General features: G+C 34.9%; 12 protein-coding genes. 6 read left to right on the top strand and 6 right to left on the bottom strand.

All coding sequences use genetic code 11. The annotated features are described in order from the left end of the window. Positions 1 to 79: 79 nt before the first annotated feature. Both ABJ955_RS04390 and ABJ955_RS04385 read right to left on the bottom strand, forming a co-directional pair. On the bottom strand, positions 80 to 730 hold the full coding sequence (locus ABJ955_RS04390) for a response regulator transcription factor (protein WP_347373384.1): 651 nt from the start codon (positions 728 to 730) through the stop codon (positions 80 to 82). Then, positions 723 to 2,747 (bottom strand): ATP-binding protein, encoded by a 2,025-nt coding sequence (locus ABJ955_RS04385; RefSeq protein WP_347373383.1) that lies wholly within the window; start codon positions 2,745 to 2,747, stop codon positions 723 to 725. The genes ABJ955_RS04390 and ABJ955_RS04385 overlap by 8 nt, the downstream gene beginning before the upstream one ends. A 229-nt stretch (positions 2,748 to 2,976) precedes the next feature. Here ABJ955_RS04385 and radA point away from each other — a divergent pair, with 229 nt between their 5' ends. Continuing rightward, a complete protein-coding gene (radA, locus tag ABJ955_RS04380) occupies positions 2,977 to 4,338 on the top strand; it encodes a DNA repair protein RadA (RefSeq protein WP_347373382.1) in 1,362 nt (453 codons plus the stop codon). A 134-nt stretch (positions 4,339 to 4,472) separates the two neighbouring features. Continuing rightward, positions 4,473 to 5,837 carry an acyl-CoA dehydrogenase family protein gene (locus ABJ955_RS04375; RefSeq protein ID WP_347373381.1) on the top strand — a complete coding sequence of 455 codons (1,365 nt, stop codon included), beginning with the start codon at positions 4,473 to 4,475 and terminating at the stop codon, positions 5,835 to 5,837. Here ABJ955_RS04375 and ABJ955_RS04370 read toward each other — a convergent pair. Further along, a complete protein-coding gene (locus ABJ955_RS04370; RefSeq protein ID WP_347373380.1) occupies positions 5,834 to 6,871 on the bottom strand; it encodes an aldo/keto reductase in 1,038 nt (345 codons plus the stop codon). The genes ABJ955_RS04375 and ABJ955_RS04370 overlap by 4 nt on opposite strands. Before the next feature lie 20 nt (positions 6,872 to 6,891). Continuing rightward, positions 6,892 to 7,656: an exodeoxyribonuclease III gene (locus tag ABJ955_RS04365; protein WP_347373379.1), complete on the bottom strand. Its 765-nt coding sequence runs from the start codon at positions 7,654 to 7,656 to the stop codon at positions 6,892 to 6,894. A gap of 124 nt (positions 7,657 to 7,780) precedes the next feature. Between ABJ955_RS04365 and ABJ955_RS04360 the strand changes: the two genes are divergently transcribed. From ABJ955_RS04360 to ABJ955_RS04350, 3 genes are all read left to right on the top strand, one after another. Next, on the top strand, positions 7,781 to 11,245 hold the full coding sequence (locus tag ABJ955_RS04360; protein WP_347373378.1) for a hypothetical protein: 3,465 nt from the start codon (positions 7,781 to 7,783) through the stop codon (positions 11,243 to 11,245). Between the two features lie 10 nt (positions 11,246 to 11,255). Continuing rightward, positions 11,256 to 11,660 carry a hypothetical protein gene (locus ABJ955_RS04355; RefSeq protein ID WP_347373377.1) on the top strand — a complete coding sequence of 135 codons (405 nt, stop codon included), beginning with the start codon at positions 11,256 to 11,258 and terminating at the stop codon, positions 11,658 to 11,660. Between the two features lie 105 nt (positions 11,661 to 11,765). Then, positions 11,766 to 12,149: a hypothetical protein gene (locus ABJ955_RS04350; RefSeq protein ID WP_347373376.1), complete on the top strand. Its 384-nt coding sequence runs from the start codon at positions 11,766 to 11,768 to the stop codon at positions 12,147 to 12,149. A 49-nt stretch (positions 12,150 to 12,198) separates the two neighbouring features. Here the strand turns inward: ABJ955_RS04350 and ABJ955_RS04345 are convergent, their stop codons facing one another. Together ABJ955_RS04345 and ABJ955_RS04340 are read right to left on the bottom strand one after the other, a co-directional pair. Further along, complete coding sequence (locus ABJ955_RS04345; RefSeq protein ID WP_347373375.1) at positions 12,199 to 13,734, bottom strand: glycine--tRNA ligase; 1,536 nt, start codon at positions 13,732 to 13,734, stop codon at positions 12,199 to 12,201. Positions 13,735 to 13,807: 73 nt separating this feature from the next. After that, entirely contained in the window at positions 13,808 to 14,695 is an 888-nt protein-coding gene (locus ABJ955_RS04340) for a hypothetical protein (protein WP_347373374.1), read from the bottom strand. 100 nt (positions 14,696 to 14,795) lie between these two features. Between ABJ955_RS04340 and ABJ955_RS04335 the strand changes: the two genes are divergently transcribed. After that, the gene (locus ABJ955_RS04335; protein ID WP_347373373.1) at positions 14,796 to 15,458 is read left to right on the top strand and encodes a phosphoribosyltransferase family protein; all 663 of its coding nucleotides are present in this window, start codon (positions 14,796 to 14,798) and stop codon (positions 15,456 to 15,458) included. Positions 15,459 to 15,464: the final 6 nt, after the last annotated feature.

Genomic DNA, 15,464 nt, shown 5'->3' with positions numbered 1-15,464 from the left:
TTTTAACAATGCGGGGCTAACTCTATACATGGTATAAGTTAGTCCCTTTTTTATTAACATTCAGAACACGTTGTACTTATTAATAATTAATAATGAGGTTTTTGTGGGTAATCGCCCATGCACTCAATGTTTTGCTGGTTTTGTTATTCCAAATTTTTGAAATTATATTACTTCGGTGTTTCTCTACTGTTCTTACAGAAATACTTAATATATCAGCTATTTCAGTATTGGTTTTTTCTTGAGCAATTAATTTTAATATGGTTATTTCGGAAGGCGTTAACCAATTCAATTTTTTTATTTCATTTGAAACATCATTTAAATTTTGGGAATTAAAAGATGAGCTGAAATACACTTTGTCATTTAGAACGGCATCCATGCATTTTTCTATTTCAATGAATGGGTCTTCTTTTAATAAATACCCATCAATTTGAAGAGATTTTGCTTGGATAACAAATTCTGCTTCTCTATGATATGAAAAGATAATAAACTTTGTCTTAACATATTTTTCCTTTGCCATTTTAACAATCTCAAAACCACTCAATAATGGCATATCAATGTCTAGTATAGCAATAGTTGGTTGTAAATTTAGTATTTGCTCCAAAGCCTGTGTTCCGTTTGCTGAATTGCCAATTACATTGTAGCCATTAGCTTCAAATTCATCGAGCAAGCCTCTCAATAACATTGGGTGGTCATCAGCAATTACAATAGATATGTCTTTTTTGTTAAACATTTTTATAAGGTATTATTAATATTACTGTTGTTCCAAAATTTATCTTAGATTTAATATCTAAACTTGAATTTAATATACTTGCCCGCTCCATTAAGGTTCTCATGCCTAAATTAGCATTAAGTTTTAACTTCTCTGAATATTCAAATCCCTTTCCGTTGTCTTTTACTACAACTTTAATATTCTTTTTTTTAACCTTAACTTTAACCGAAGCTACATTAGCATTTGCATGTTTTACCATATTACTAAGTATTTCTTGAAGAATACGATATAAATGTAATGATTCATCTTTAGATAAATATTTGTCAATATATTCTATTTCATTTGTGAAAAAAATATTTGTATTTGCATCTACTTCATTTACCATTCCTACAATAGCAGCGGTTGTGCCTAATTTATCTAAAGTAGCTGGGTGTAATCCACGGGATATTGTTCTTAATTCATCAAGAGTATCAGCTGCAAGTAATTCCATATTTAGATTCCCATACTTTTTTGTTTGTTTGGTAAGTAACATTATTTTTTGTCCAACACTATCATGTAGCTCTCTGGCAATTCTTATTCTTTCTTCTTCTTGAGCATTAATTAAGCTTTGTGAGAAAGCTGTTTGCATTTTTTGTCTTCGATTTGCCGCATTTCGTGAACGTATCATGATTATAAAACCAAAAATTAATAATAATCCAAGTCCGCCAAAAAGTAATAACTGATTGTAAAGTTTATTTTTTGTGTCCAAAAGAACAATATTGTTTTGTTGTTCTTTTATTTTTAAATCCCTTTTTCTTGTTTCATAAACGGTTTGATAATATGAAAGAGTCTTTATTTTTTTTATTCTACCTATGGAGTCATTTATATCTGAATATTTTTTAAAATGTACGTATGCTTCTTTTAAGTCTCCTAAGGCTTCATAAACATCTGCCATAAATAACTCTGCATTTTGGATATTTCCATAGTGTGTTCCTTTTAGTTTTATGTCTAAATGTTCTTTTCCATATTTTAATGCTAAAGTATATTCTTTCTTTGCAAATGCTAAATTTTTTAAAGCATCTAGGTAGGGTTCTTTTACATTTTCAATTCTATCCTTATAAGTTTCTTCAAACTCTTTTAAATAAAAACTGGCCTGAGGAATACTATCTATTTTAGAATAAGCTATAATCAACCCTACTAGCATTGTAGATTCATAAAATTTAGGATTGTCTGTTTTTTTACAAGCTGCCAATGCCATTTTTAAATTTTCAACTCCTTCAATTAAGTTTCCTTGACTACTATTGTCTGCAGCAGCATTATAATAAAAAGCACTTAAATGCCCATAACTATTAATTTTTTTTGCAAGTAAAATAGCTTCATCTCTTTCTTTTTTAGCTTCTTCAAAAAATGAATTCTGACTGTATAATATAGATAGTAAATTTCTAGCGCTAATAATATAATATGTGTTATCCTCTTTTTGAAATATTTGAATAGCATCCTGGAGTTCTTTCGAGGCTTCAGAAAACTCTCCCATATAACTTAAAGCGTTTCCTTTATACATTTTTGCAAGACCAATTTGCAAATCATCATTAGCAAGATTTGCTTCTCTCTCACTAAGTGTATAATAGTCAATAGCTTTTTTTTGATCTTCTAGATAAAAATATGTATCAGCACCTTCCAAATAAAATTTTGAGAGAATTAAATGATTACGACAAACTTTGGCATTATCTAAAAAATTTAAAAAAATCTTATTCCCTTCTTTTAAATTTCCAGTAATATTGTTTTGAAAATAAATTAAATAAGCAGTGTTTTTAGTAGCAATATTTATTGAATCTAAATCTAGAGCATACTGTAAAGCTATTTTCGCAATTGAATCACTTTGAAAATTAGTTTCTTCCCTAATATAAGTTGAAAGACTATCCAACCACTTAAGCTTTTCTCCTTTTTCAGAAGCAACATTAACCTTCTGTGTTATTTCAATAATTACTTGTTCAGTTTTTTGAGCTGAAGTAGTAATTATTGAAATAACGCAGAAGAAAATGAATAGGAGTTTTTTCATTTATTAATGATTGTACGGGTAAAGATATTATTTAAAAAATATTAAGCTAAATTTAGGTTTAAGTATACAGTGAAATACAATTAACTTTATTGGAATAGTGACTGTAAGCCATGTATTCTCGATTAAATATAAGCCATTTTAATATTATCGATTTTAAATATATTTATAGATGATAGAATTTTTCAAAAATAACGAGCACAGAAAATAATGTATCTTTACCCTTCTAATTATGGCCAAAACAAAAACCACTTTTTTCTGTCAAAATTGCGGGGCACAATATGCCAAATGGCAAGGGCAGTGTAATTCGTGTAAGCAATGGAATACAATTGCTGAAGAAGTAATCCAGAAAGCCGAAAAGGTAAGTTGGAAATCTCCTGAAAATACATCGAAAAGAGTAGCAAAACCCCAACGAATTTCAGAAATATCTACCCAAGCAGAAGCCCGTTTAAACACCAAAAATAATGAGCTTAATCGTGTGCTTGGCGGTGGGTTAGTGCCAGGCTCTTTAACACTTTTAGGCGGAGAGCCTGGAATCGGGAAAAGTACACTGATGCTTCAAATTGCCCTTCAACTCCCTTATAAAACGCTTTATGTTTCTGGTGAAGAGAGTGCTCAGCAAATAAAAATGCGTGCGGAACGTATCCAGCCTATTTCAGAAAATTGTTTTATTCTTACAGAAACAAAAACCCAAAATATCTTTAGGAATATTGAAGAAATTAAACCAGATATTGTTGTTATAGATTCCATTCAAACCCTACATACAGATTATATTGAAAGCACCGCAGGAAGTATTTCGCAAATTCGAGAGACTACTGCAGAGCTTATAAAATTTGCTAAAGAAACTGCGACACCTGTTATCTTAATTGGTCATATTACCAAAGATGGAAACATCGCTGGACCTAAAATTTTGGAGCATATGGTAGATACCGTACTTCAATTTGAAGGCGATAGAAATCATATTTATAGAATTCTGCGTGCCAACAAAAACCGTTTTGGAAGCACAAATGAAATTGGCATCTACGAAATGCAAGGCAGCGGTCTTCGTGAAGTTTCAAACCCTTCTGAAATATTAATTTCAAAAAACGAAGAAGATTTAAGCGGCACCGCAATTTCTGCAACTTTAGAAGGCATGCGTCCTTTAATGATTGAAATCCAAGCGTTGGTAAGTAGTGCGGTTTACGGTACGCCACAAAGAAGTGCAACAGGCTACAATGCCAAACGCTTAAATATGATTCTTGCCGTTTTGGAGAAAAGAGCAGGTTTTAAACTGGGCGCAAAAGATGTTTTCCTAAACGTAACAGGAGGAATTACGGTAGACGATCCCGCAATAGATTTGGCTGTTGTTGCAGCTGTGCTTTCTTCAAATATTGACATTGCTATTGATAAACGCCTTTGTTTTGCCGCTGAGGTTGGTCTTGCTGGCGAAGTGCGCCCCGTTACTAGAGTTGAACAGCGTATTTTGGAAGCAGAAAAACTTGGTTTTACTTCAATTGTAATTTCAAAATATTGTAAAATTCCAAAGAACGATTTTCATATTACTATTATAAAAGTGGCAAAAGTTCATGATGTGGTGCATCATCTTTTTGGGTAATTTTGATTTTAGTTCAACAAAAAAGCTGATTGTTGAAGCTTTTATATAACCACTCCCTTCAAATTAACTTTTTTTTAGTCAAAAGGAAAATTCCTTAATGGTATCTTTAGGATTCAATTCTAAAAAACATCAGGATGTCTATATTTTCAAAAATCAAACAAACCATTCACTTAATGAAGGACATCGATCTTGATGCGCTGGGGAAACTTTCACAAAAAGTAGATCTTTCTGAAATAATGAAAACCGTTGGTGAGCTCGATGAACGCCAATTGGCTGGTTTAATGAAAATGCTAAAGCATAAAAGCGGAAAAAAAGGACAACATAAATTACCGCCAATCGATGGTGATTTTTATAACTTGGCTTTAAAGCTGAGTCCCGAACAACGCGAACTACAAATAAAGGTTAGAAATTTCATGGAAGACGAAATTAAGCCAATAGCCAATGAATATTGGAATAAAGCCGAGTTTCCTTTTCATATAATTCCTAAAATGGCGGAGTTAGATATTTGTGGTATTTCATACGAAGGCATCGGGAAATACAAACAGCCATTTTTAATGGAAGGAATTATAGCGATGGAATTGGCGCGAGTAGATGTTTCTATTTCCACCTTTTTTGGAGTGCATAGTGGGTTGGCGATGGGCTCAATTTACGTTTGCGGAAGTGAAGCACAGAAGCAAGAATGGCTGCCAAAAATGCAACGTATGGAATTAATTGGAGCCTTTGGTTTAACCGAGCCCGAAGTAGGTTCTGCTGTCGCAGGGGGGTTAGGAACAACGTGTAGACAAGATGGCGACACTTGGGTTTTAAACGGACAAAAAAAATGGATTGGCAATGCAACATTTGCAGATGTTACCGTTATTTGGGCCCGTGATGAAGCTACCAATCAGGTAAAGGGATTTTTAGTTCGAAAAGGGAATCCTGGATTTAAAGCGGAAAAAATTGAAAATAAAATGGCCCTTCGTACCGTGCAAAATGCGTTGATAACCCTAGCTGATTGCCGTGTTCCGGAAAGCGATAGGCTTCAGAAATGTGATTCGTTTAAAGATACAGCAAAAGTATTAAGAATGACTCGCGCAGGTGTAGCTTGGCAAGCCGTGGGTTGTGCTCGCGGCGCTTATGAGGCAGCACTTAAATACGCTAAAAAACGCGAACAATTTGGAAAACCAATTGCATCCTTTCAATTGGTGCAAAATCATTTGGTAGAAATGGTAGCAAATTTAACCGCCATGCAAACGATGTGTTTTCGTTTATCTGAATTGCAAGATGAAGGCTTGTTAACCGACGAACACGCATCTTTGGCGAAAGTATTTTGCAGCATGCGAACCCGAGATGTTGTTAGCCAAGCTCGTGAAGTTATGGGTGGAAACGGTATTTTATTAGAGTATGATGTGGCGCGTTTTGTTGCTGATGCCGAAGCAATTTATAGTTATGAAGGCACCAAAGAAATTAATTCCTTAATTGTGGGTCGTGCAATTACTGGCTATAGCGCATTTGTTTAAGGCGCAGGATTCGGAATTTGATTGTGAATTTCATCAATTTCTTTTAAAATTTCTTTGGAAAGAACCACATCGATGCTTTCAATATTTTCTGAAAGTTGTACTATAGACGTACCTCCAATTATTGGTGCTGTCACAAATTTCTTCTGAAGTATAAAAGCCAAAGCCAAATGTGTAAAAGTTAAATTATGTTTTTTGGCAATCTCAAAATATTTTTCTGTGGCTTCAATGGCAGACTTATTGCTATAGCGATTGTATTGCCTAAACTGGTTTAAACGCGAATTTTCATCCGCTTTTCCATTTAAATATTTACCGGTAAGTGTCCCAAAACCTAAAGGGGAATAAGGCAAATAGCCAATATTTTCACGATGAAGAATTTCTGAAAGCCCTATTTCATCTTTTCTATTCAATAAATTATAAGGATTTTGAATGGAAACCATCTTCAATTTTCCCTTTCGCGCTTCTTCCATACACCGCATCGCGCCAAAAGGAGTTTCGTTTGAAAGCCCTATGTGGCGTATTTTTCCTGCTTTTACAAAGCCTTCTAAATGTTGCAATACTTCCGAAAAATTGTCTTCCCAATTTTCAGCTTCATTTCTAGTATAATCACGTTGCCCAAAATAATTTGTGCTCCGTTCTGGCCAATGCAATTGGTATAAATCAATATAATCGGTTTGCAAGCGTGTTAAACTTTTATTGATGGCGTCTTCCAAAGATTTTTTGCTGAAATCTAACGGCTGCCGAATATGATCCATACTTCGGCTTGGACCAGCAATTTTTGTAGCCAAAACTAAATCTTCTCGATTCTTCTTTTTTGCGAACCAATTACCAATATAGGTTTCCGTTCTTCCTTGCGTGTTTTGGTTTGCCGGAACGGGATACATTTCGGCGCAATCTATAAAATTGATTCCTTTTTCAATTGCGAAATCAAGTTGTTCGTGGGCTTCGGCTTCTGTATTTTGCTGCCCCCAAGTCATGGTGCCAAGGCAGAGTTTGCTGATTTTTAAATCTGTGTTTGGAAAGATTGTATATTTCATGAGTAATTAATAGCCTTAATTTAAAATTCCAATTCCACCAAATGCGGACAATGATCACTGTGCATTGCGTCTGGTAAAATAACGGCTCGTTTTAAATTTTTCTGAAGCGGTTCAGAAACCAAATTATAGTCTATTCGCCATCCTTTATTATTATTTCGAGCATTCGCGCGGTAGCTCCACCAAGTGTAATTGTGTGGTTCTTTGTTAAAATGACGGAAACTATCTATAAAGCCACTTTTCATAAATCCATCCAACCATTCCCGTTCTACTGGTAAAAACCCAGAAACATTTTTATTTCTTACGGGGTCGTGAATATCAATCGCTTTGTGACAAATATTATAATCACCACAAATAACCAAGTTTGGAATTTCCTTTTTTAAAGTATCAATATATTTCTGAAAATCGGCCATATAAGTGAGTTTATGTTCCAAACGATTACTATTTGTTCCACTTGGCAAATACAAACTCATCACCGAAACAGTGTCAAAATCTACGCGAATATTACGGCCTTCAAAATCCATATAATCAATCCCCGTTCCATATGCAATATGATTTGGTTTTACTTTTGAAAATATTGCAACGCCACTATATCCTTTTTTTTCTGCACTATACCAATAATGAAATGGATACCCAGCTTTTTCTATTTCTTCCACTTCTACTTGGTCAAAAGTAGCTTTGGTTTCTTGAAGGCAGACCACATCTGGATCTGCGGCCTTTAGCCAATCAATAAAGCCTTTTCGCATTGCAGCGCGTATTCCGTTTACGTTGTACGATATTATTTTCATTGTAAGTAGCGTTTATTATAGGGTACTAAGTTAATTAACATTGTATTTTTACAGGACTTGTGCGCCTAAAGATTTTCATAATATATTCACAAAATATAAAACGCTATAGTAAGTTATATTGATAATGAAGTTATACCTCTCTGCTTTTTTGTTCTTTTTTATGGCCATTGGCTATGCGCAGGACGTTTCTTCAAACTATCGTGAAAAGAAAGTGGCGGTGCAGGATACCGTGGTTTTGGATAGTGTAAGTATTAACCCAAAACGGTTTGCAGTCCTCGATAAAGATGGAAATGCTCCGAATCCTTTTAGTTATCGAATAGATTTTAAAAAGGGAATAATTATTTTTTCTAAAGAATTACAGCAAGAAAAAGATTCCTTAACAATTCAATATTTACGGTATCCTGATTTTTTAACAAGAGCTTATTTTGCTCTCGACCCAAAGATAATTGTTGAAAATACGGGTGAAATAGACAAACTTTATTCGCTACAAGAAAATAATAATCAAAATATGTTCACCCCTTTTGATGGGTTAAACACTTCAGGAAGTATTTCGCGCGGGATTACAATTGGAAACAATCAAAATGCCGTGGTAAATAGCGAATTGGACCTTCAAATTACCGGAAAGTTAAGCGATAAGGTTTCTATTCGTGCGTCCATTCAAGATGCAAATATTCCTACTCAAGAAGGGGGTTATTCGCAAAGTTTAAATGAATTTGACCAGATTTTTATTGAACTTTTTGGTGAAAATTGGAACATTCGTGCGGGAGATATCGATTTGGAAAACAACAACAGTTACTTCGGAAGATTTACAAAAAAAGTTCAAGGAATTTCACTCGGCGGAAGGTTTAATAATGCCGATGGTTCAAAAATTTCTGCCTTTGCATCTGGCGCCTTGGTGCGGGGCGTTTTTTCTAAAAGTGAATTTTTAGGTCAAGAAGGTAATCAAGGGCCGTATAAATTGGTTGGCCCCAATGGCGAACTGTATATTCTGGTTGTTTCGGGCAGTGAACGTGTATATGTAAACGGATTGCTTTTAAAACGGGGGGAAAACGAAGATTATGTAATTGATTACAATGCGGGCGAAATAAAGTTCAATCCTACGTATCCTATAAATAGCAATATGCGTATTTCGGTGGAATATCAATATACCGATAGGAGTTATACGCGTTTCATTGGTTATGGTGGTGGAAATTATACAAGCGAAAATCTGGATTTGGGCGTGTATGTTTATTCTGAAAATGACGCAAAAAACCAACCCCTTCAACAAAATCTTACCGAAGAACAAGTGGCTATTTTACAAGCGGCCGGCGATGATAGTGATTTGATGAATGCACCTTCTGCAGTTCCTGACACCTATTCTGAAAATAAAATTCTCTATAAAAAAGAAGTGTTAAATGGGGCAGAAATATTTGTGTTTTCAAGCAATCCCGAAGATGAGCTTTTTAGTGTTCGCTTTTCGCTTGTTGGGAATAATAACGGAAATTATGTACTTAGTGATAATAATGCTATAAGCCGAATTTTTGAATATGTAGCGCCAATAAATGGATTGCCACAAGGAAATTATGCTCCCGTTATTAGGCTGAACGCACCTTTAAAACTACAGGTTGGTGGCCTTAATGGAAGCTTCCATCCTTCAGAAAAAACACGTGTTGGTTTTGAAGTTGCAGGGAGTAAAAATGACCTCAACCTTTTTAGCAATATTGACGATTCTAATAATGATGGTTTTGCAGGAAGATTGGCTTTCAAGCAACGAGTTTTAACCACGGCAGATACTCTTAAAGTGGACGCTTTTGGGTCGTTAGATTTTGTGCAGAAAGATTTTAAAACTATTGAAAGACTTTATAACATTGAATTTAATAGAGACTGGAACCTTACAGATCCATTGGGGAATCAACGTTTTGTTATTTCGGGGGTTGAAGTTTCACATCCTAAAATTGGGGGTGGACGCTATGAGTTTCAAAATTTAAATTATTCGGAAAATTTCAATGGAATACGGCATGTTGTTGCTTCAGCTTTAAAACTTAAAAAACTCAAATTTGTAACCTACGGAAGTTATTTGAACAGTAAAGCGGATTCTATTTCTTCCAAATTTTTACGATTGAATAACACCACAACCTATTCTTTTGATAAAACTTGGGTAGGCGGAAAAATAGCTGTGGAAGACAACCAAATAAGGGATGTGGATCGTGATAGTATTTCACCTATAAGCCAGAAATTTAGCTCGTATGAAGTGTTTTCAGGCATTGGCGACAGTACCAAAGTATTTGTGGAAGCGGGATATCAATTTCGAGTTAACGATAGTGTGCGGGATAATTTGCTTCAAAAAGTAAATTCGTCCAATACTTATTTTATTAAGTCAAAACTTATAAGTACTGAAAATACGGAGCTTTCTGCTTTTGCAAATTATAGAACTTTAAAATATGAACCTAAGTCTGAAACTGGTTTTGACCCTAATGACACGCTTCCTTCCTTTATAGACAAACGGGAAATGGAACGTTCCTTAAATTCAAGAATCATTTATAACCAATCGTTGTTTGATAACGGTATTCGGTGGAATACTACTTTGGAGTCTAACAACGGAGTAATTCCGCAACAGGAGTTTACATATGTAAAAACCGATGCTGGGCAAGGCGTTTATACATGGATAGATTATAATGGCAACGGAATTCAGGAGCTGGAAGAGTTTGAAATTGCGCAGTTTCAAGACCAAGCGGAGTATATTCGGATTTTGCTTCCCAATCAAATATTTTTAAAAATTCGTCAGAATAAATTTAGTCAAATCCTTACATTGAATCCTCAAAGTTGGTCGAAAAAAGAAGGTTTTAAAAAGTTGCTTTCACATTTTTACAATCAGACTTCGTATGTTTTGGATCGGAAAGTGAAGCGTAAAAATGATGGTTTTAACATAAACCCGTTTGAGGATGGCGGCGACGATCAGTTAGGCTTGACACTTAATTTTCGAAATGCATTATTCTTTAATCGCGGGAAACAGCACTTTACCACTAGCTATACTTTTATTGCTACATCAAGTGATAATTTGCTTGCCGTGGGCTTACAGCGTAACGAGCTTAAAAGTCACCAATTTAATTTTAACCATAAATGTTGGGAAAGTTGGTTGTTGAATTTTAAAGGAGCTAAAAGCAGTAATGAAAGCCTTTCGGAGAGTTTTGCCACCAGAAATTATCTGTTAGATTCCTATGAATTTAACCCAAAAATTTCATATTTACTTAACCAGCAGACTCGTTTTGATGTGTTTTATGAATTTGCAAACCAAGACAATCAATTAGGCGAAATGGAGAAATTGAAACAGCAAACCATCGGTTTTTCTTTTGCATATACCAATGCTGAAAAAATTTCAGTTAATGGAGAATTCAATTATATAGCCAACCAATTTGAAGGAAGTCCGTTTTCGCCTGTGGCATACCAAATGCTGGAAGGATTGCAACCAGGCACAAACTATACCTGGCGTTTACTTTTTCAAAAGCGAATAACAAAATATTTGGACGCCAATCTGTCTTATTTTGGTAGAAAAAGTGAAACCACTAAAACAGTGCATACAGGAAGCATTCAATTGCGGGCGTATTTTTAAAATTTGTATCTTGAAACTTCATAAAACCTCAAAAACCATGTTCCTAAAGATTATTTTTATTTCTTTTATGTTGGCAATGATTTCCTGTGTTTCCACTCAAAACCTACCCGAAAATATTGAAACAAATAGCCCTGAAGAAATTGAGGCTAAAAAAATTGCCGCAGCAGAAAAAATGGCTGCCGGATATATTCCAGGGCGCATTATTTATTCAGATTTGGAAGGAGATTGCGAATATACAATTCAGCTTAACGATGGGGTGCGGGGTTTTTATTACGTAGATCCCATCAATCTAAGTGACAAATTTCATACACATGGGCAAACTGTTTGGGTAAAATATGGAGGTCTTGGAAGAATGAATCGTTGCGAAAAAGCAGCTCCCGTAAGTATTATTGAAATTGAAAATAGAGACGAATAAAAAGTATTTATTAGATAAAAAGGGTTGGCTCACAAAATAATGCTAAAATCAAATTGAAAACCTCTAGTTTTTGTAACTTCAGTATTCACTTTAAAACAAATTAAAATGCTTTTAAAAATAAGTCTGTTAGCTTTTTCAGTAGTAATTCTTTCCTGTGGTACAACAGAAAACCAAACTATTACTACAGCCGTATCCACTACACCTTCAGAAACAACTACCAATACAGGAAGTGTAAATCCAGAGAAAATGGCTCAAGCTGGGTATTTACTGGGAACAGTTGTTTATTCTGACAAAGAGGGTGATTGTGAATACACGATACAAATGCCAGGAGATAAAATGGAATATTACTATTTGGACCCTATAAACCTAGAAGAAAACTATAAAAAAGATGGGCAAAAAGTATGGCTAAAATTTGCTGGTTTACGAAGAATGAATCGTTGTGATAAAGCAACACCAGCTGAAATACTTGACATAAAAAAAGGAGGATAACCTACGATCCTCCTCCTTATAAATAATAGAATTAACTACTTAAAAAAAGTTACGAAAGCCAGCTTTGGAATGAAATGGTTTCTTTCATTTTTTCTGAAATTTCTTCAATTTTAATACGCTCTTGTTTCATGGTGTCGCGATAGCGTATTGTTACGGTATTGTCTTCAATAGTTTGGTGATCTACTGTGATGCAGAAAGGTGTTCCGGCAGCATCTTGACGACGATAACGTCTACCAACAGCATCTTTTTCGTCATAAATTACGTTATAATCCCACTTAAGGTCTTCAATTATTTTATGTGCTAGTTCTGGTAAGCCATCTCTTTTTATTAATGGAAGCACGGCTGCTTTCACTGGAGCCAAAATTGCGGGGATTTTAAGTACGGTACGCACACTTCCATCTTCCAATGTTTCGTCTTGAAGGGAGTTGCTTAAAACAGCAAGGAACATTCTGTCAAGGCCAATAGAGGTTTCAACTACATACGGCACATAGCTTTCGTTTAATTCTGGATCGAAAAACTGTAGTTTTTTTCCAGAAAATTTTTCGTGTGCTTTTAAATCGAAATCGGTACGGGAATGTATTCCTTCCAATTCTTTAAAACCAAAGGGAAAATTAAACTCAATATCGGAAGCGGCATTGGCGTAATGTGCTAGTTTTTCATGGTCGTGGAAACGATAGTTTTCTTCCCCCATACCAAGAGAATAATGCCATTTTATACGTGTCTCTTTCCAGTATTCATACCATTTTAGTTCATCGCCAGGACGCACAAAAAATTGCATTTCCATTTGTTCAAATTCCCGCATACGGAAAATAAACTGACGTGCAACGATTTCATTCCTAAACGCTTTTCCTGTTTGAGCAATTCCAAAAGGAATTTTCATTCTTCCGCTTTTTTGAACGTTTAGAAAGTTAACGAATATACCTTGCGCGGTTTCTGGACGAAGGTAAAGATCCATAGCGCTATCTGCTGAAGCACCGAGTTTTGTGCCAAACATTAAGTTGAACTGACGTACTTCTGTCCAGTTTTTAGAACCTGTGTCAGGATCTGCAATACCAAGTTCTTCAATCAGCGCTTTTACATCTGCTAAGTCTTCATTTTCGAGTGAACGCGCCATTCGTTCTAAAACAGTACGTTGTTCTTCCAAATACTTTACAACACGAGGGTTTGTGGCAATAAATTGTTCTTCGTCAAAACTATCACCAAAACGCTTTTTTGCTTTTACAATTTCTTTTTGCGCTTTCTGGTAAAGTTTTTCGGCATAATCTTCAATCAGCACATCTGCACGATACCTTTTTTTAGAATCTTTGTTGTCTATTAAGGGGTCGTTAAATGCATCAACGTGGCCAGAAGCTTTCCAGGTTGTGGGGTGCATTAATATTGCGGAGTCGATACCTACAATATTTTGGTGCATGTATACCATACTTCGCCACCAATATTCACGAATATTTTTCTTTAACTCAACCCCATTTTGGGCGTAATCGTATACGGCACTAAGACCGTCATAAATTTCACTTGAAGCGAAAATATAACCGTACTCTTTTGCGTGAGAGACTACTTTTTTAAATTGATCATCATTGTTTGCCATAGCGCAAAAATAAAAAAACCGCCGTGATAAGTTCACGACGGTTTCAATTATTTTGAAATTAAAAAAAATAAATTTATTTAAGTTCCATTGTAGAAGTTGCCACTTGGTTAGCGCCATCAAAAAGATTGATTGTATATCTACCTTCCACAAGGTCAGATTCTGATGCATTTACCAAAATACAAACATCCAATTCATCGTTTTCATAAAAAACATTTGTTGATGCACTATAATTAAGGTTTTTGTCTTCAAATTGCTTTACTACATTATCGCCCATCATTTTATTTTTTGGATTAATAACTTGTACATAAAGGATTCTATCACCTTTTTGGGCAATAGCATTAGAGGTTAATGTAAAACAAGTTCTAATCTTATCGGCTCTACTAGAGCGTTTTGTGTCAACAACTTTACCGCTATTTCTAATAATTACAGCTTCTCCACGAAGGTCTGTAGCTTTAACGATAGAACCTTTTTTAATAGTTTGGTTCATGGCCATGTTTTCTTGATTTACAGAATCTACTACCATTCGAGTATTGCTTAGCTCATTGTAGGTACTATCGCGTTCCATTGCGAGTTGCTTATTGGCAGCAATTAGGCTGTCTGCTCTTTTAAATAGCATTTTACGCTCTAATTTAAGTTTTCCTACTTCAACTTTATACCTTTCAATTAATCCAACATTAGCTTTGGCATCTTTTACAGAATCTAAAAGAACTGTAATTCGTTCGCGTGCAGAAAGAAGGTCTTTATCCTTTAATTCATTATCTTTAATTACTTCGTCATAATTTGCAATAAGGCCTTCCAATTCTTCTTGAATAACCGCTTTTTGAGATTCTAAGCTCGAAACTTCATTTTTACTATCGTTAAATAGTGTAACGGTATAAACCGCTAATGCAATTAGCAAAACAGAAAGAACTCCAATAAGGATCTTAAACTTGCCGCTGTTATTTTCATTTTCTGTACTCATAGTTAATAAGTTAAGTTATATTTAGTTGATGATTGTGGGGGTAAATGTAGGTAGGTATTTCTTTAACAAACGTTTATAAAATGGTAAAAATTCTTAAAGTATGTTAAATCTACTTTTTCCTAGAGTCTGCGCAGGCTGCCAACAGCAACTCCTGAAATACGAAGAAGTGCTTTGTTTGCAATGCATTCACGAACTTCCTATCGCTTCATTTCACAGGAATAATAGTGAAATATTAAAGGATAAATTTTATGGAAGATTTGCTTTGGAAAACGCCACAGCTCTTATTTATTTTCAGAAAAGAGGAATAACCCAAGCCTTATTACATAATTTGAAATATCGTGGAAGCAGAGAAATAAGCGCTTTCTTTGGAAAATGGTTGGGAGCAGAATTGGCTGAAAACATTTCCTATAGCAAAATAGAAATGGTAATTCCCGTCCCCTTGCACAAGCAGAAACTAAAAATACGGGGTTATAATCAAGTTGAAGGGTTTGGGAAAGCGATTGCGCTGGCTTTAAATATTCCCTATTGTGATGCTATTTTAATAAAAGTATCCAAAACGGGTTCGCAGGTATTTAAAACGCGAGTGCTTCGTTTTGAGACCGAAGAAGTTTTTACCGTCCAAAACTTGGAGTTGATTGAAAACAAACACATACTGTTGGTCGACGATATAATAACTACCGGCGCAACCCTTGAAAAATGTGCAATACAACTGCTAAAGGGAGAAAATGTTAGCTTTAGCATTGCTACAATTGCAACAAGCTAAAGTTAT

The sequence above is a fragment of the Aequorivita sp. Q41 genome, from assembly GCF_039831855.1.
In the GTDB taxonomy this organism is placed as follows: domain Bacteria; phylum Bacteroidota; class Bacteroidia; order Flavobacteriales; family Flavobacteriaceae; genus Aequorivita.
This window is presented reverse-complemented; position numbering and strand designations above follow the sequence as displayed.